The 16,245-nt window shown below is 60.3% G+C and carries 18 protein-coding genes; 5 read left to right on the plus strand and 13 right to left on the minus strand.

The features are described from left to right. Window positions 1–6 precede the first annotated feature (6 nt). A complete protein-coding gene (locus tag ACM110_RS13280; RefSeq protein ID WP_416128110.1) occupies window positions 7–1,107 on the minus strand; it encodes an efflux RND transporter periplasmic adaptor subunit in 1,101 nt (366 codons plus the stop codon). A 93-nt stretch (window positions 1,108–1,200) separates the two neighbouring features. Here ACM110_RS13280 and ACM110_RS13285 point away from each other — a divergent pair, with 93 nt between their 5' ends. Beyond that, the gene (locus ACM110_RS13285) at window positions 1,201–1,836 is read left to right on the plus strand and encodes a TetR/AcrR family transcriptional regulator (protein ID WP_416128111.1); all 636 of its coding nucleotides are present in this window, start codon (window positions 1,201–1,203) and stop codon (window positions 1,834–1,836) included. A 139-nt stretch (window positions 1,837–1,975) separates the two neighbouring features. Here ACM110_RS13285 and ACM110_RS13290 read toward each other — a convergent pair whose 3' ends face one another. Further along, on the minus strand, window positions 1,976–2,758 hold the full coding sequence (locus tag ACM110_RS13290) for a class I SAM-dependent methyltransferase (RefSeq protein WP_416128112.1): 783 nt from the start codon (window positions 2,756–2,758) through the stop codon (window positions 1,976–1,978). Between the two features lie 93 nt (window positions 2,759–2,851). On the opposite strand from ACM110_RS13290, the gene ACM110_RS13295 reads away from it, so the two are divergent. Beyond that, window positions 2,852–3,472 (plus strand): energy transducer TonB, encoded by a 621-nt coding sequence (locus ACM110_RS13295; RefSeq protein ID WP_416128113.1) that lies wholly within the window; start codon window positions 2,852–2,854, stop codon window positions 3,470–3,472. Between the two features lie 15 nt (window positions 3,473–3,487). Here ACM110_RS13295 and ACM110_RS13300 read toward each other — a convergent pair whose 3' ends face one another. The 7 genes from ACM110_RS13300 to ppc all read right to left on the minus strand — a co-directional run bounded on the left by ACM110_RS13300 (window position 3,488) and on the right by ppc (window position 10,754). Further along, window positions 3,488–4,183: an extensin family protein gene (locus tag ACM110_RS13300; RefSeq protein ID WP_416128114.1), complete on the minus strand. Its 696-nt coding sequence runs from the start codon at window positions 4,181–4,183 to the stop codon at window positions 3,488–3,490. A gap of 2 nt (window positions 4,184–4,185) precedes the next feature. Continuing rightward, complete coding sequence (locus tag ACM110_RS13305) at window positions 4,186–5,007, minus strand: isocitrate lyase/PEP mutase family protein (protein WP_416128115.1); 822 nt, start codon at window positions 5,005–5,007, stop codon at window positions 4,186–4,188. A gap of 34 nt (window positions 5,008–5,041) precedes the next feature. Further along, window positions 5,042–5,902, minus strand: a complete 861-nt coding sequence (locus ACM110_RS13310) for a DUF72 domain-containing protein (RefSeq protein ID WP_416128116.1) — start codon at window positions 5,900–5,902, stop codon at window positions 5,042–5,044. Further along, entirely contained in the window at window positions 5,902–6,207 is a 306-nt protein-coding gene (locus ACM110_RS13315; protein ID WP_416128117.1) for a hypothetical protein, read from the minus strand. The genes ACM110_RS13310 and ACM110_RS13315 overlap by 1 nt, the downstream gene beginning before the upstream one ends. 217 nt (window positions 6,208–6,424) lie before the next feature. Next, complete coding sequence (gene tsaB, locus ACM110_RS13320) at window positions 6,425–7,099, minus strand: tRNA (adenosine(37)-N6)-threonylcarbamoyltransferase complex dimerization subunit type 1 TsaB (RefSeq protein WP_416128118.1); 675 nt, start codon at window positions 7,097–7,099, stop codon at window positions 6,425–6,427. An 88-nt stretch (window positions 7,100–7,187) separates the two neighbouring features. Next, the gene (gene adk / locus ACM110_RS13325) at window positions 7,188–7,835 is read right to left on the minus strand and encodes an adenylate kinase (protein ID WP_338585003.1); all 648 of its coding nucleotides are present in this window, start codon (window positions 7,833–7,835) and stop codon (window positions 7,188–7,190) included. Window positions 7,836–8,123: 288 nt separating this feature from the next. Beyond that, complete coding sequence (gene ppc / locus ACM110_RS13330) at window positions 8,124–10,754, minus strand: phosphoenolpyruvate carboxylase (protein WP_416128119.1); 2,631 nt, start codon at window positions 10,752–10,754, stop codon at window positions 8,124–8,126. 202 nt (window positions 10,755–10,956) lie between these two features. On the opposite strand from ppc, the gene ACM110_RS13335 reads away from it, so the two are divergent. The 3 genes from ACM110_RS13335 to ACM110_RS13345 all read left to right on the plus strand — a co-directional run bounded on the left by ACM110_RS13335 (window position 10,957) and on the right by ACM110_RS13345 (window position 12,854). Continuing rightward, window positions 10,957–11,301 (plus strand): hypothetical protein, encoded by a 345-nt coding sequence (locus ACM110_RS13335; RefSeq protein WP_056856277.1) that lies wholly within the window; start codon window positions 10,957–10,959, stop codon window positions 11,299–11,301. 295 nt (window positions 11,302–11,596) lie between these two features. Beyond that, window positions 11,597–12,010, plus strand: coding sequence for a DUF4398 domain-containing protein (locus ACM110_RS13340; protein WP_338585001.1), 414 nt, complete (start codon window positions 11,597–11,599; stop codon window positions 12,008–12,010). A 46-nt stretch (window positions 12,011–12,056) separates the two neighbouring features. Beyond that, window positions 12,057–12,854, plus strand: coding sequence for an OmpA family protein (locus ACM110_RS13345; RefSeq protein WP_338585000.1), 798 nt, complete (start codon window positions 12,057–12,059; stop codon window positions 12,852–12,854). Between the two features lie 77 nt (window positions 12,855–12,931). Here the strand turns inward: ACM110_RS13345 and ACM110_RS13350 are convergent, their stop codons facing one another. The 4 genes from ACM110_RS13350 to ACM110_RS13365 all read right to left on the minus strand — a co-directional run bounded on the left by ACM110_RS13350 (window position 12,932) and on the right by ACM110_RS13365 (window position 16,184). Then, entirely contained in the window at window positions 12,932–13,261 is a 330-nt protein-coding gene (locus tag ACM110_RS13350; RefSeq protein ID WP_338584999.1) for a hypothetical protein, read from the minus strand. Then, window positions 13,258–14,169, minus strand: a complete 912-nt coding sequence (locus ACM110_RS13355; RefSeq protein WP_416128120.1) for an alpha/beta hydrolase — start codon at window positions 14,167–14,169, stop codon at window positions 13,258–13,260. The genes ACM110_RS13350 and ACM110_RS13355 overlap by 4 nt, the downstream gene beginning before the upstream one ends. A 148-nt stretch (window positions 14,170–14,317) precedes the next feature. Further along, complete coding sequence (locus ACM110_RS13360; RefSeq protein WP_338584997.1) at window positions 14,318–15,595, minus strand: flavohemoglobin expression-modulating QEGLA motif protein; 1,278 nt, start codon at window positions 15,593–15,595, stop codon at window positions 14,318–14,320. Window positions 15,596–15,629: 34 nt separating this feature from the next. Beyond that, window positions 15,630–16,184 (minus strand): hypothetical protein, encoded by a 555-nt coding sequence (locus ACM110_RS13365; RefSeq protein ID WP_416128121.1) that lies wholly within the window; start codon window positions 16,182–16,184, stop codon window positions 15,630–15,632. Window positions 16,185–16,245: the final 61 nt, after the last annotated feature.

A 16,245-nucleotide genomic window follows, 5' to 3' on the forward strand; every position in this document is an offset into this window, starting at 1 on the left:
CGGGGATTACTCCTTGTCCGCCAGATTGACCACGCGGTTGGAGCGATCCACCGGGCGCACTTGTTGCCCGTCGAGCAGCACATGGACGCCGGCGGCCACCACCCAGTCGCTGGCGTTGAGGCCTTCGAGCACCGGGACGGTTTTCTCGCCGAAGGCACCGACCCGCACCGGGGTCTTCTTCAAGGTGTTGTTGGCGCTGACCACCCAGACGTAGGTCACGCCGCCCTCTGCGGTCAGTGCGGAAAGCGGAACCGATAACGGGATGACCTCGGCAGTCTGCACAAACACCCGGGCGCTCTGCCCCAGTTCGGCCGGGACTTTGCCGGCATTGAAAGCGATGCGCGCGGCAAAAGTACGGGACTTCGGATCCGCGGCTGGCGACAGTTCGCGGATGTGCCCGGCGAAGCGCTGATCCGGTTGCGTCCAGAGTTCCACCGAAACCGGTTGGCCAACCTTGAAGCGACCGAAGCTTTGCTCGGGCAGGCTGATCAACACTTCGCGCTCGCCATCAGTGGCGATCGTGAACACGGTTTGCCCCGCGGCCACCACTTGCCCGACTTCCACCGCACGCTTGGCCACCACGCCGTCCTGCGGCGCACGCAGCACTGCGTAACTGGCCTGATTGGTCGAGACGTTGAATTCGGCTTTGATTTGTTTAAGGCGCGCTTCACCGGAACGGTAAAGGTTTTCGTGATTGTCGTACTGCGAGCGGCTGACCAGTTGACGCTCCATCAGCGTTTTGTAGCGATCACGTTCGGAGCGCACCATGTCCAGATTGGCTTCGGCGGCGGCGACCTGAGCGCGGGTGGCTTCCAGTTGCAGGCGCACGTCCTGGGGATCGAGCTCAGCCAGCGGTTGGTCGGCCTTGACCCGCTGCCCTTCGTCGACCAGTCGTCGGCTGACTTTACCGCCGATGCGGAACGCCAGATCCGGTTCAAAACGGGCACGGACTTCACCGGGATAACTTTCGGTCGCCTGCGCCGAAGGCTCTGGCTGAACCACCATGGCCGGGCGAACGCTGACTTGCGGCGCCTCTTCGTGACCACACGCAGTCAATAAAAACGCCAGGCTGACTGGCAATGCGAGGGGCAAGGCATAGCGGAACATGGTGAAGGACCTTTCGCTAATGGTGCTTGGAATAATTATACTGACGAGTATGTTATTAATAGCAAACTCACCAGTCCAGTAATAAAAGCGAATATGCCGAACAATCTTTCAGCACCCAATGGCCCAGGCAGACCCAAGGATTTGGTCAAGCGCCAGGCCATTCTCGACGCGGCGAAAACGCTGTTTCTGAGTAAGGGTTATGCCAATACCAGCATGGATGCCGTCGCAGCCGAGGCCGGTGTGTCAAAGCTGACGGTCTACAGCCATTTCAACGACAAGGAGACGCTGTTCTCCGCTGCCGTGGTGGCGAAGTGCGAAGAGCAACTGCCGCCGTTGTTTTTCGAACTGCCGGAAGGTGTCGCGGTGGAAACCGTACTGCTGAATATCGCGCGCGGTTTTCATCATCTGATCAACAGTGACGAGTCGCTGAACCTGCACCGCCTGATCATGGCCTTGGGTAGTCAGGATCCGAAGTTGTCGCTGATCTTCTTCGAGGCAGGGCCTCAGCGCATGTTGGACGGTATGGAACGCTTGCTGAACAAGGTCAACGAAAGCGGCGTGCTGAGCATCGATAAACCGCGCAATGCAGCGGAACACTTCTTCTGCCTGCTCAAGGGCGCGGCGAATTTCCGGTTGCTATTTGGCTGTGGGGAGCCTTTGGATGACGAGGCCGCCGAGAGCCATGTGCTGGAAGTGGTGGAGTTGTTTATGCGGGCGTATCGGCCTTAGCCGACCTTTGGATTTTCAGCGCCGGTGCCGACGCCATCGCGGGCAAGCCTTGCTCCTACAGATTTAAGGCGATCACAAGATATGTAAACGACATCAAACTGTAGGAGCAAAGCTTGCCCGCGATGGGGGCAACTCGGTCTCAGGGCTTCAGCGCTTTCTTCGGGTAGATGTCATACCGACTGGATTTACCATCCAGCGCATGGCTCGGCTTCGGCCCTTCAATACACGGCGCCTTGCGCGGGCGCTTGACCACCACCCGGTGACTGGCCAGCGCCAATGCGGCTTCAAGCAGCGCCGGCGCATCCGGATCATCCCCCACCAACGGCCGGAACAGACGCATTTCCTTCTTCACCAGCGCAGTTTTCTCACGATGCGGGAACATCGGGTCGAGGTAGATCACCTGCGGCGGTTCGCCTTCCCAGTTGCGCATCACCTCGATCGAATTGCCCTTGAGCAAGCGCATGCGCGCCACGATTGGCGCCACGTCGAAATCTTCCGCGCCACGGGCCAGGCCGTCCTCCAGCAAAGCGCCAATCAGCGGTTGACGCTCGATCAGGCTCATTTCGCAACCCAGGCTCGCCAGGACGAACGCATCCTTGCCCAGCCCCGCCGTAGCATCCAGCACACGCGGTCGCACGCCCTGCGCGACGCCAACGGCCTTGGCGATCATCTGCCCGCTGCCACCGCCGTACAACCGTCGATGGGCCGCGCCACCTTCGACGAAGTCCACCCGCACCGGCCCCGGTGCGTCCGGCCCCAGCTGTTGCAGCTGCAAACCCTGGTCACCCACCTGCAACGCAAACTCGCCGTCAGCCACATGCAGCGGCAGGCCCAGGCGCTCGGCCCATTGCTCGGCCTGCGGCTGAAAGTTCGTGCTCAGGGCCTCGACATGGATGCGGCAGGCCGCGGGTTGATCAATCATCAGAAAACACGCTCAAAAAATTAATGATCGGCAAAAACTGCCGATAACAAAACTATCGAGCATTTTGCCAGAGCTGAGCGTCGACCGAGAGAAATGTCAGACATTCAACCCACATTCACAGGTTTTATCTCGCCCTACGGCGACTACAACCTGCGAAACACCCAGGCACTGAGCGGCGTCAGCCACATCTGGCAGGATTTCTTTGCCCGAGCGCTGGCCGAACAGTCGGGTGAAGTGCTGCCTGAATCGCTGAACTTTCCACCGGTCGATCTCGAAAGCGAGGTTGAGCCCACCGTCGGCAGCGACCTGCTGGCGCACATCGTTTCCCAGCGCGAATGCGACGTGAAGGACAACGAGATCCGCCCGCCCGAGCCGCTGTTCCTGCCGATTGCCGAATTCGAAATGGACCTGGCCGACAAGCCTTTCCCACCGTTCCCGGCGGAAGAAATCGTTGCTCAACAGCAACAGCAGAACTTCGAAAGCGGCTGGGTGCGCCCGATCGTGTTGACCGCTGGCCAGCCTCTGCCGGAAGCCGGCCCTGCACCGCAACCGCGTCCGCTGCACCTGCCGATCGCCGAGTTCGAACTCGATCTGCTGGACAAGCCGTTCCCGCCGTTCTCGCCTGAAGAATTGGTGGCGCAACAGAAACAACTCGATTTCGATAACGGCTGGGCACGCCCGATCATTCTGCAGAACCTGCGCCTCGCCGCATAAGTTTCGACGACCTCCTCAGCGACAAACCCACCACGGCCCGACATCCAGATGAAAGTGATTGCGATGGGCGGCGTTGTAATCCGGGCTCAACACCACACTGAACAAGCCGCAAGCGCCATCGCGAACCAGCCTCAGAAACTGCGCGTCCCGATTACCCTTGGGCCAATCCTTGAGCACGCTGATGCTTCGACCGTCAGCCAGGCGAAAACCGGCGATATCCAGCGCATTGGCTGACGCGTGCTGACTGAGTCGGCCATTCTCGCGGCCGTAGACATTGCGGCAGGCAAAGCTGCCGAGGTGGTCGACGCGCGCCACCGCTTGCCCGTAAACCAACTGCGCCGCAGGTTGCAGGGCATGATGCTCGAACAGCGCAAACGATACGGCCAGACGGCAACTGGCGAGAAAGCTGCCGCTCAACGCCACTTCCCCGCCCTGCACACGCAGGGCATCGGTCAGCGGGCATTTGGCGTCGGGGCTGTCGGCTTGACGGGTCACGCGCAAACCGGAGCTGCCCAACGCCTGCTCACACAGTTGTGGATCATCGCGCAGGCGCATCAGTTTGTAGCGGGTCAGCAGGTTCGGCGTGGCCTTCACGTCCAGCGGGGCCCAAGGGTTCCACTGCGGCGGCACTTGCAGCCAACCGCGCCAGGCGCTCACACCCGTCGCAGCGATGATCAGCAGCACCAGCAACAACCACCAGCGGAACCGCATCGTCAGCCTTTGAACAATTGATTGGCCTGGGCGTACGGCATGGAGCGCGACGTGAACCCGAATGTACCGGACGTCTTGATCTCTTCGGCGGCGCGGTAGAACTCGCCCAACGCCGCCAAGGCCAGCGCCGAGCCGACGCTGATACGCTTGACGCCCATTTCGCTCAACTCCTGCACGGTCAACTTCAAGCCACCGGACATCAACACGTTGACCGGCTTCGGCGCCACGGCGCGGACCACCGCCAATACGTCTTCAGCGCTGCGCAAGCCTGGCGCATACAACACGTCGGCCCCGGCTTCGGCGAAGGCCTGCAAGCGGCGAATCGTATCGTCGAGATCCGGATTGCCATGCAGGAAATTCTCGGCCCGCGCCGTCAGCGTGAAAGGGAACGGCAAGCTGCGAGCGGCAGCGACGGCAGCTTCGATGCGTGCCACGGCGTGTTCGAAACAATAGATCGGAGCGCCCTCACGACCCGTCGCGTCTTCGATGGAACCACCGACGGCGCCCGCCTCTGCTGCGCGCAAAATACTTTTCGCGCAATCGGCAGGGTTGTCGGCAAAACCGTTTTCCAGATCCACCGCCACCGGCAGATCTGTCGCGGCGACAATCGCCCGGACGTTTGCCAGCGTGTCGTCCAAGGTCAGCCCGCCATCGGGACGCGCCTGGGAAAAGGCATATCCGGCACTCGTGGTTGCCAGCGCCTCAAAGCCCAGGCTGGCGAGCATTTTTGCCGAGCCGGCGTCCCACGGATTGGGAATCATAAAAGCCCCGCTACGTTCGTGCAGGGCTTTAAAGGCTTGGGCTCGAAGGGTTTGCGCATCCATTGGCAGGCTCCTGAAAAGGCGAACGAATCCGCCTTCAGAGCAGGCCAAGTTGCTCGACGGCGGGTTCTCTGTATAGCTCAGGCAGCGCCGGCAAGCCAGGCAAACGCAGCATCAATCGACTGTGAAAACGTTGCGCCAGTTTCGCCGCCAACAGGTTATCGGCGGTGTGCAGGAAGATATACGGCGTGCGGCCCTCTTCAATCCAGACCGCGATTTTCTCCACCCATGGCAGCAGAAACGGGTCATTGGCCTCAAGTTGTGGATGGCCGATGAAACGCACCTGCGGGAATTGGGTGAATGCGGCCGGACGCGGCGGAACTCGGGGTTTTTTCGATTGGGCGTGGAGTACCGAGGGATCGGTCGAGGTGCAGCTGAACAGCGCGCGCGGGTCGAGACAAATGCGCTCGACGCCACGATCCAGCAACAGGCGATTGAGCATTCGCTCGCTATCACCCTTGGCGAAGAAATCGTCATGCCGCACTTCCACCGCCAACGGCCGCTCCAGTGCATCGATGAACGCGGCCAGTTCGGGCAAGCGTTGTGGCGTGAAGCTTTTCGACAGCTGCAACCACAGCGGCGATACCCGCTCACCCAGAGGGCTGAGCAAACGGGTGAAGGTTTCGGCGACCGTCAGTTGGTCGCGCAGGTCACCGCCGTGGCTGATGTCGCCAGGGAATTTGGCGGTGAAGCGAAAGTGCTCGGGCATGGTTTCTGCCCAGCGCTGCACGGTGCTGGCAGCCGGGCTCGCGTAGAAGGTCGTGTTGCCTTCCACGGCGTTGAATACTTGGGAATAGAGATTGAGAAAATCAGCGGGTTTGGCGTCCGGCGGATACAGATAGTCGCGCCAGGCGTTTTCACTCCAGGACGGGCAGCCGAGGTAGTAAGGCAGCAGCATCAGATGTACAGGTCGAGACCCAGCACTTCCGCATCCCAATCGACGAAACCGGCGGTGCTGAGGTAGCTGGCCAGGGCCATCGCCACGCTTTTGCTCATTGCGCGGTGGTAGAGCATGTCTTGCTGACGGGCAGGAAGATTGCTGATTTTTTGCGCGGCAGCTTTGGCGGCTCGGGCGGCCAGTTGCTCTTCGGACGGAAATTCCGCCTCGCCGTCAATATCGACGGACTCGTCTTCCACCACATGGCCTTTACGAGGCTTGCGCTTGATGGGGTAGGACTGAGAGGAAATGCCGTCTATACGCATAAGTGCATGCTCGGTATCAGTGATGGCAGTTTAGTGGCGCATAACCCACTTCGCAAACCGCCGAGTGATAACTAGAACACATAAAAGACAAAAGGTTTAAAAGCTGGGGTTAGAAATCGACGATTGGTGGTGCGTGTAAAAGATCGCAGCCTTCGGCAGCTCCTACAAAGGAATGCGATCTCTGTAGGAGCTGCCGAAGGCTGCGATCTTTCAAGGTTTAACGCGCTTTAGGCGTCGCCACTTTATCCCGCAGATAAACCGGCTGCGCTTCATCCGCCACGATCGCCTCGCCACGCGCCCAGGCAAACCGCGCCAGAGTCAGCAAGTCTTCAGCATGCGGCAACATGCCCGCATCCTGACCGCTCAGGCTAACGGCGATGCGCTCGGCATAACCCCAACCGGTGCCGGCACCGAACCATTCGCCACTGGCATCAGCCGGCAATGCGGCCGACTCGGGCGGCAACACTGCTTCAGCGCCGACCAGTCGCATCTCCCCCGCCGTCTCGCGGTAGCAGCCCCAATACACCTCGTCCATGCGTGCATCGATGGCCGCTGCGACCTGGCTCGCGCCATGTTCGCGGTACGCGCGCTGGGCCAATACGGCCAGGTTCGACACCGGCAACACCGGGCGATCCAAGGCGAACGCCAAGCCCTGAACGACGCCGATGGCAATCCGCACACCAGTGAACGCGCCTGGCCCGCGACCGAACGCGATGGCGTCGACCGCTTGCAGCGTCGTTCCGGCATCGGCGAGCAATTGCTGGATCATCGGCAGCAGCTTCTGCGCATGCAGGCGCGGGATCACCTCGTAATGGCTCGTGACTTTGCCGTCATGCAGCAAGGCAACGGAGCAAGCTTCGGTCGCGGTGTCCAGGGCCAGCAAGGTGCTCATCGATGTTTCCGTAACAAGAGGTCAGAAAAAAGTGCGTCAGTATAAACAACTACGGCCCGCAAGCGGGCCGTAGAAGATGAAGCGGTTTTCAGCTCAGCGCTTCAAGCACCTTGCCAGTGATCGCTTCAACGGAGCCGACGCCAGCAATGTGGCTGTACTTCGGCTTGCCCTGGGCAGCGGACAGCTTCTGGTAGAAATCCACCAGCGGCTTGGTCTGCGAATGGTAGACGGACAGGCGATGACGCACGGTTTCTTCAGTGTCGTCCTTGCGCTGTACCAGCTCTTCGCCGGTGATGTCGTCTTTACCGGCGATTTTCGGCGGATTATAGACGGTGTGGTACACGCGGCCGCTGGCCTCGTGAACACGGCGACCGGCGATACGCTGAACGATTTCTTCGTCATCGACGGCGATTTCGACCACGTGGTCCAGCTCGACGCCGGCAGTCACCAGGGCTTCAGCCTGAGGAATGGTGCGCGGGAAACCGTCGAACAGGAAACCGTTGGCGCAGTCGGCCTGAGCGATACGGTCCTTGACCAGTGCAATGATCAGGTCGTCGGAGACCAGACCGCCGGCATCCATGATGCCCTTGGCCTTGATGCCCAGCTCGGTGCCGGCCTTGACCGCGGCACGCAGCATGTCGCCGGTGGAGATTTGCGGAATGCCGAATTTCTCGGTGATGAACTTAGCCTGAGTACCTTTACCGGCCCCGGGAGCTCCCAGCAGAATGACGCGCATCGATGTGCTCCTCAATTTTTTATATAGATAACGTCAGATTCGCCTCGTGGGGCCAATCTCAAAAATAGGGTCGTGGCCGCCCAAACGGCCAAAGGCTGATCAAGATACACAGCGGGCCCGGACCACACAAGCCGCCAAAAGTCGGAGAAACCTGCGCCTCACGTGACCCCGCGACGGAGTGACCCAAGTCGCAACCCCATCATTAACTGTCGCCTGGCAGCACTTTTGCACTCGCCGCCTAACGGCATCCGACGCCTGCGCCGGATGCCTGACCCCACGGCAAAAACCTTAGCCGGTATTCCGCAAACCGGCGGCAATCCCCGCCACAGACACCAGCAACGCCTGTTCCACCGGGCTGCCCTGCGCCACTTCCTGCTGCCGCGAACGCGCCAGCAACTCGGCCTGCAATAGATGAAGCGGGTCAAGGTAGGTGTTGCGCAAACGGATGAATTCCAGGGTCGCTGGGCTATGTGCCAGTAGCTGCGACTGACCGGTCATCCCCAGGACGATGGAGCACGCCTGCGACAATAGGTCGCGTAAGTGCGCGCCCAATGGCAACAGATCCGGCTCGACCAGACGCTCATCGTAGGATCGCGCGATGTCCGCGTCAGCCTTGGCCAGGACCATTTCCAGCATATCGATGCGGGTGCGGAAGAACGGCCACTGCTCGCGCATCTGCCCCAACAACTCGCCCTCGCCGCGTTCCAGCGCCTTGCTCAGCGCCGCTTCCCAGCCCAGCCAGGCCGGCAGCATCAGGCGCGTCTGGGTCCAACCGAAGATCCACGGGATCGCCCGCAGGCTCTCGATTCCGCCGGCGCGGCGTTTGGCCGGACGACTGCCCAATGGCAAGCGGCCCAACTCCTGTTCCGGGGTCGACTGGCGGAAGTACTCGACGAACTGCGGATTCTCCCGCACCACGGCGCGGTAGGCGCTGACACCGTCGGCGGCCAATTCGTCCATCAAGTGGCGCCATTCAGGTGTCGGCGGTGGTGGTGGCAACAAGGTCGCTTCGAGTACAGCGGCCAAGTACAGATTGAGGTTTTGCTCGGCGATGTCCGGCAGGCCGAATTTGAAACGAATCATTTCCCCCTGCTCGGTGGTGCGGAAACGCCCCGCCACCGAACCCGGTGGCTGCGACAGAATCGCCGCATGCGCCGGACCGCCGCCACGGCCCACGGTGCCGCCGCGACCGTGGAACAACAGCAGTTCAACTTGTTGCTCACGGCAAATGTCCACAAGACGCTCCTGCGCCCGGTACTGCGCCCACGCCGCTGCGGTGGTGCCGGCGTCCTTGGCCGAGTCGGAATAACCGATCATCACTTCCTGCGGCCCTTGCAGGCGCGAGCGATAGCCCGGCAGCAACAACAGTTTTTCGATCACCGGGCCGGCGTTGTCGAGGTCGGCCAGGGTTTCGAACAGCGGGACCACGCGCATCGGCCGCAACACGCCGGATTCCTTGAGCAACAGTTGCACCGCCAGCACATCGGAAGCGGCACCGGCCATGGAGATCACGTACGAACCGAGGGATGCCCCCGGCGCAGCGGCGACTTCCCGGCAAGTTGCCAGCACTTCAGCGGTGTCGGCGGACGGTTTGTAATGGGCCGGCAGCAATGGCCGACGGTTATTCAGTTCGCGCGTCAGGAAAGTGATGCGTTCTTCTTCGCTCCAATCCTCGTAACGGCCCAAGCCGAGATAATCGGTGATTTCAGTCATGGCCGCGCTGTGTCGCGACGAGTCCTGACGCACATCGAGTCGCACCAGGAACAGGCCAAAAGTGACCGCCCGGCGCAGGCAGTCGAGCAGTGGGCCATCGGCGATCACGCCCATGCCGCACTCATGCAGCGAGTGGTAGCACAGTTCCAGCGGATCAAGCAGCTCGCGGTTGTTTTGCAGTACGTCGGAAGATGCAGGCGTCGGCGCCGACAGCGCGGCGTGCGCCCAGTTGCGCGTGGCACGCAGACGTTCACGCAGTTGTTTGAGCACGGCCCGATAGGGTTCGGCGCTGTCGCCGGCCTTGGCTTTCAGTTCGTCGCTGGCCTGCTGCATCGACAGTTCGGCGGCGAGGTGATCGACATCGCGCAGGTACAAATCGGCGGCCATCCAGCGCGCCAACAGCAGCACTTCACGGGTTACAGATGCCGTCACGTTGGGATTGCCATCGCGGTCGCCGCCCATCCACGAAGCAAAGCGAATCGGTGCGGCCTCCAGCGGCAAACGCAGGCCGGTGGCGGCGTGCAGGGCCTGATCAGCCTTGCGCAGATAATTGGGAATCGCCTGCCACAACGAATGCTCGATCACTGCGAAACCCCATTTGGCTTCATCGACCGGGGTCGGACGCGTGCGGCGGATTTCTTCGGTGTGCCAGGCTTCGGCGATCAGGCGCTGCAACGTTGATTTGATCTTTTCGCGCTCGGCGCTGGTCAGGTCGCGGTGATCCTGGGCCGCCAGTTGTGCGGCGATGGCGTCGTATTTCTGGATCAGCGTGCGACGCGCGACTTCGGTCGGGTGCGCGGTCAGCACCAGTTCGATTTCCAGTCGCCCGAGTTGCCGGGCCAGGGCTTCGGCGCCATGTCCTTCGGCGCGCAGGCGCGCGAGCAGTTCCGGCAGCACCCGAGACTCGAACGGTGCCTGTTGGGACTCTTCGCGACGATGAATCAGCTGGTATTGCTCGGCGATGTTGGCCAGGTTGAGAAACTGGTTGAACGCCCGCGCCACCGGCAGCAATTCGTCTTCGGTCAACTGGTTGAGGCTGGCGCTCAGCTCGGCATCCATGGAACCGCGACGGTCTGCCTTCGCACCCTTGCGGATCTGCTCGATCTTGTCGAGGAAGTCGTCCCCGTACTGTTCACGAATGGTGTTGCCCAGCAGTTCACCCAACAGGTGAACGTCTTCGCGCAAGCGTGCATCAATATCGGTCATCAGCAGTTCTCCAGCAAAGAATCCGGGCGGCCTAGAACCTCAAGAGTGCCGCTCCAGACGGCTACTTACAAGCCAGTCGACGAAGTGCCTGTAAACCTTGTGCGTTGAAGCTAGTCTGAAGAGTAAGCCGTACCACGGCTGTCGCCGGCCAACGCCGGACACTCTCCCGACCTGCCACGAGCAGGCGCGTCATGAGGTCATTATGAAAATCCGTGAACTTGCCCAACATTGGGAAGAAAACGCCAAGGGTCGCCTGACCAAGACTGGCTACACGATTCACCTGGACGTCGAAGCCGCCGCACGTTTGGCGGCGATTACCGAGATGTACCCCAAACGGCATCCCGAAGAGCTGCTCGGCGAGCTGATCGGCGCCGCCCTGGAAGAACTCGAAAAGAGCTTCCCGTATGTGAAAGGCTCGACGGTGGTCGCCACCGACGAAGAAGGCGATCCGCTGTACGAAGACATCGGCCCGACCCCGCGTTTTCTCGCATTGTCGCGGCGTCATCTGCACGATTTGTCCGCGGGCAACGACAAGCAGAAACACTGATTTCATTCCCCCCTGTGGGAGCGAGCTTGCTCGCGATAGCTGTCTGACATTCAACATTTATGTCGACTGATACACCGCTATCGCGAGCAAGCTCGCTCCCACAATTTCGCTTTTAGAGCCCTGTCGATTCGATCACGGTTTTTTCGATAGCCGGCTAATTTCTCTGAACTTTCAAAAAACGCCTCGGGTCAACCCAAGTAACCACGCCTGGGACGGCCGTTTCAAAACGACCCGAAAATGACGGTTGCGGCTCCTTGCCCAGGATGGATGTTCACGTTGTTCAGGAGTTAGTCCAATGGAGTTGAAGACCATGAAAACCCGAACTGGCAAATCCTCGTTCACCCCGCTGCATGGCCTGAAAATGGCGGCCCTGGCCATTGGTGGCAGCCTCGTGCTGGCCGGTTGCGCCGGCAACCCGCCAACCGAACAATTCGCCGTCACCGAGTCTGCGGTCAACGACGCCGTCAGCGCTGGCGGCACCGAGTTCTCCGCTGTGGAAATGAAGGCGGCGCAGGACAAGCTCAAACAAGCCGAAATCGCCATGCACGACAAAAAATACGACCAGGCCCGCATGCTCGCCGAACAGGCCGAGTGGGACGCTCGCGTGGCAGAGCGCAAGGCCCAGGCAATGAAGGCAGAACAGTCTGTGAAGGACTCTCAGAAAGGCGTTCAGGAACTGCGTCAGGAAAGCCAGCGCACCGTTCAGTAACGGGCGCGGCCTGACGTTTTTCTTAATCGACTAAAAGGACGAAACCATGAATTCCAAACAATTGATGATCCCTGCCCTGCTGGCCGCAAGCGTTGCCCTGGCGGCGTGCTCGACACCACCCAATGCCAACCTTGAACAGGCCCGCACCAACTATTCCGGCCTGCAAGCCAACCCGCAGGCGAGCAAAGTCGCGGCGCTGGAAACCAAGGAAGCCAGTGATTATCTGGACAAGGCCGACAAGGCTTATCTGGACAAGGAGGATCAGGCCAAAGTGGATCAATTGGCCTATCTGACCAACCAGCGTGTTGAAGTGGCGAAGCAAACCATCGCGCTGCGCACTGCCGAAGCCAATCTGAAAAACGCTTCCGCGCAACGAGCCCAGGCGCGTCTTGATGCTCGCGACCAGCAGATCAAACAATTGCAGGACAGCCTCAACGCCAAGCAGACCGATCGCGGTACGCTGGTGACGTTCGGTGACGTGTTGTTTGCCACCGACAAGGCCGAGCTGAAATCCAACGGTCTGATGAACATCAACAAACTGGCGCAGTACCTTCAGGAGAACCCTGATCGCAAAGTAATCGTCGAAGGCTACACCGACAGCACCGGTACAGCGTCGCACAATCAGTCGTTGTCGGAACGCCGCGCCAGCTCCGTGCGCATGGCGCTGGTGAAGATGGGCGTCGATCCGACCCGCATCGTCGCTCAGGGTTACGGCAAGGAATACCCGGTGGCGGATAACACCAGCACGTCGGGCCGGGCACAGAATCGTCGGGTTGAAGTGACGATTTCCAATGACAACCAGCCAGTGATTCCGCGTTCGGCGGTGAGTTCTTACACCCAGTAATCAGCTACAACACAAAAACCTGTGGGAGCCAGCCTGCTGGCTCCCACATTGGTTTTGTGTTGCCTGTGAAAATGGGTTTATTGCTCCAGCTTCTGCGGCGTTTCCTGGCCCATGCAACGCACGGCTTTTTTCCGGTCGTTGATCAACACGCCGGTCAGGCCTTTCTGTTCGGTGTCGAACAACACCAGCACGCCATCGATGCACTGCGCCACTTGCGCGGCCGGTTCCAGGGAGACTTTGTAGTCTTCGCCCGGCACGGTCTTGAGCATGGTGAACTCGTTGAGCCGCAACGCATCCTCAGGCTTGGCGAAGTGCAGGTAGCCGTACCACCACAGGGCAGCGACCGTGCCGAGGATGCTGCAGATACCGGTGATGATCAGCGGGATGGCGTTACGTTCTTCACTCATTGCGGACTCTCTGGTTCATTTTCTGAATTCTGGGGTGCCGGGTAATTTGGAATTTCGCCCAGGCGGCGCAGACCATCGAAATGCTGCGGGTCTTCGAGATAGCGCAGCATGACTTTGCGCCAGACCGGGTCGGCGAATGTCTGCACATGCCCGCCCCGGGTCAGTTGCAGGACTCGCGGCGGCGGCGCAGCTTGATACAGACGGATGCCGTTGGAAAGAGGCACGATCGGATCGTCGATACTGTGGTAGATCAGTTTCGGCACGCCGTTGAGCTGCGCCATGGAGTTGATGGCGCTGTCGCCGTCCGGCACCAGCCAGGACAACGGCACCTGGAACGTCCAGAACACCCATGAATTACTCAACGCATACTGACCGACGCTGCGGTAGCTGGCGGGCACGCCATCCATGACAAATGCCTTGAGCTGCTTTTGTCGCTCGGGATGTTGCACGAGGTAGTGAACCGCCATCGATCCGCCAAGGCTCTGCCCGAGCAGGATCAGCGGCTCGCCCTTGACCTCGGGCGCCTGGTCGAGCCATTTGAATGCAGCGTCGATGTCCTGGTAAATCGCCGGCAAACTCGGTTCGCCTTCGGACAAACCGTAGCCGCGATAGTCCACCAGCAACACTTGATAACCTTCTTTCGGCAACCACCAACTTCCGCCCAGATGCATCGGCAAATTGCCGCCGTTGCCGTGCAGGTGCAGCACCGTGCCTTTGACCTCGACGCCTTTCTTCGCCGGCAGCCACCAGCCGTGCAGCCGGACACCATCGGCCGTGGTCAGGGTCACGTCGCGGTATTCGAGCTTGGCTTTTTCCGGGGTGAACAACTGGCCGGGTTCGGGGTAGAACAGCAGTGAGCTGCAACCGCTCAGGGCCAGCAAAAGGCAGAGGGTGCCGAGGATTCTCATCCGGTGAAACCTCGCAAGAAATGAGGGGTGAACACATAACCCTGTGGGAGCGAGCTTGCTCGCGATAGCGGTGGTTCAGCCAACATCCATGTTGAATGTCATGACGCCATCGCGAGCAAGCTCGCTCCCACAGGGGACATCACTGGTCTTACAAAATGTTGGAATAATCCGCCTCAATCCGGTCCAGGCTCAAATGGTTGAGGAAGTTCGAGAAGCACATCCACGCCGACAGCGCGTTCAAGTCGCGGAACTGTTCCGGCAGGTACTTGGGCGGCACCACCAAGCCTTCATCCACCAACTGACGCAACGTGCGCATGTCTTCCAGCGTGGTCTTGCCGCAGAACAGTAGCGGGATCTGCTCCAGCTTGCCTTTGCGCACGGCCAGTTGAATGTAGTTGTAAATCATGATGAAGCCCTTGAGGTAGGACAAGTCTTTGGTAAATGGCAGACCTGTCGGCACCGAGCCGCGGAAAACGCGACTGGTGTTGCTGTAGCTCTCGGGCATCTCGAAGCCTTGCTCGCGGAAGAACTCGAACACCTGCAGGAAATCGGCGCCCTCCTCCACCATGTGAATGGCACGGGTTCGGTTGGTCAGTTTGCGCAGGCGACTCGGGTAGGAGGCGAAGGTGATGATTTCCATCAGGATCGCCAGGCCTTCCTGGGTCACTGTCGACGAGGGCGGACCTTTGGCGAGGAAGGTGCAGATCGGCTGGTTCAAACCATTGAGCGTGGTGCCGACATGCACCAATCCCTCATGAACTTCCAGGGCCCGCACATCACGGTCGTTGAACATCGCGTCGGCGCGGATCTTGATGTAGTCAGCACCCGCCGCCGCGTCGGCCACAATTCCGTCGGACTCGAACACCCGAATGGTTTCCTCGGCTTCGCCGAACACCTTGTTCAAACGGGTTTGCAGCAAGTGGACCGCGTCCTTGGCGGTCAGGGTTTTCGGTTCGTCCTTGAGATCGCCACGGCCGTCGATGTTGTTCAGGTAGTCGGAGAGCATCAAGCCCAGGTCGGACAAGGTCGGGTCACCGGCGTGGAACGCATCGGACGCAGCGCCATACAACTCCTGGGAAATCAGGCCGAAATCTTCGGTGCCGCGCGCTTCGAGCATGCGCACCACCATGCGGTACTCCTTGCACATGCGGCGCATGATCTGGCCAACCGGGTTGAACTGGCCGAGCTGGCGGGTGATGTCGCGCTCGATGTTCTGGAACTCCAGCTTCACCTTGCTGGAGTCGAAGGCCAGTGGCCGATTGAGGTAATAGTCGCGGTCCACCGCCGGCATTTCCTTGCCTTTGGCCTTGAGGAAACCCTTGCGAATGTTGTCGTCCCACTTGACCGCATCGAGCACGCGGATCGGCGTCTGCGCCAGCACAATGCGATCGGACAAAATGCGTATCGACTGCTGGTAATCGTCCACCCGAAACTCCTGTAGAAACCGTTATGCGCTGGATTTATTTGGCTTTGGCCTGGCGCTGGTAACGCACCACTTCGACGAACACGTCGGAATTGGCCGGGTCGTCGAGGTACGCGGACACCTGGTCCATGCTGCTCTCGATCAACACGCCATCGCCGTCGTCGGTTTGAAAGTTTTGGCCGCCGAGGATTTTTTGTCCCAGCGCCTGTTTGATTTGTTCAAGGTCGAGGTTGTACACCACCAGCTCATGCTTGTCGGTGAGTTCAAACCCGCCGATGGTGAAGTTTCCACCGAACTGCGCCGGCACCTTCGCCGAGAAATACCAGCGACTGCCATGACGCGCCACGGTAAAAGGATAGGCTTCACGCTCCTTGGGTTTGGCGCGGAAGTAGCTGACTGCCTGATAGCGATTGTCGCCGACGCGGGTCAGTTCCAGGTTGACCGGCTCACCCCAGGCGTTGGTACTGGTCCATTTGCCGATCAACCCTTTAGGCGCGGGCTCGCTCGTGGGCAGCGGCTCCTTGAAGGTCACCAGGCAGCCACTGAGCAGCAGGAACGACAAGGCGATCACGACGACACGCCAGGCTTTCATTCAATACTCCCTTTGAACACACACGGCTTTTGTAGGAGCTGCCGCAGGCTGCGATCTTTTG

This window comes from Pseudomonas sp. NFX98, assembly GCF_047784845.1.
Classification (GTDB): domain Bacteria; phylum Pseudomonadota; class Gammaproteobacteria; order Pseudomonadales; family Pseudomonadaceae; genus Aquipseudomonas.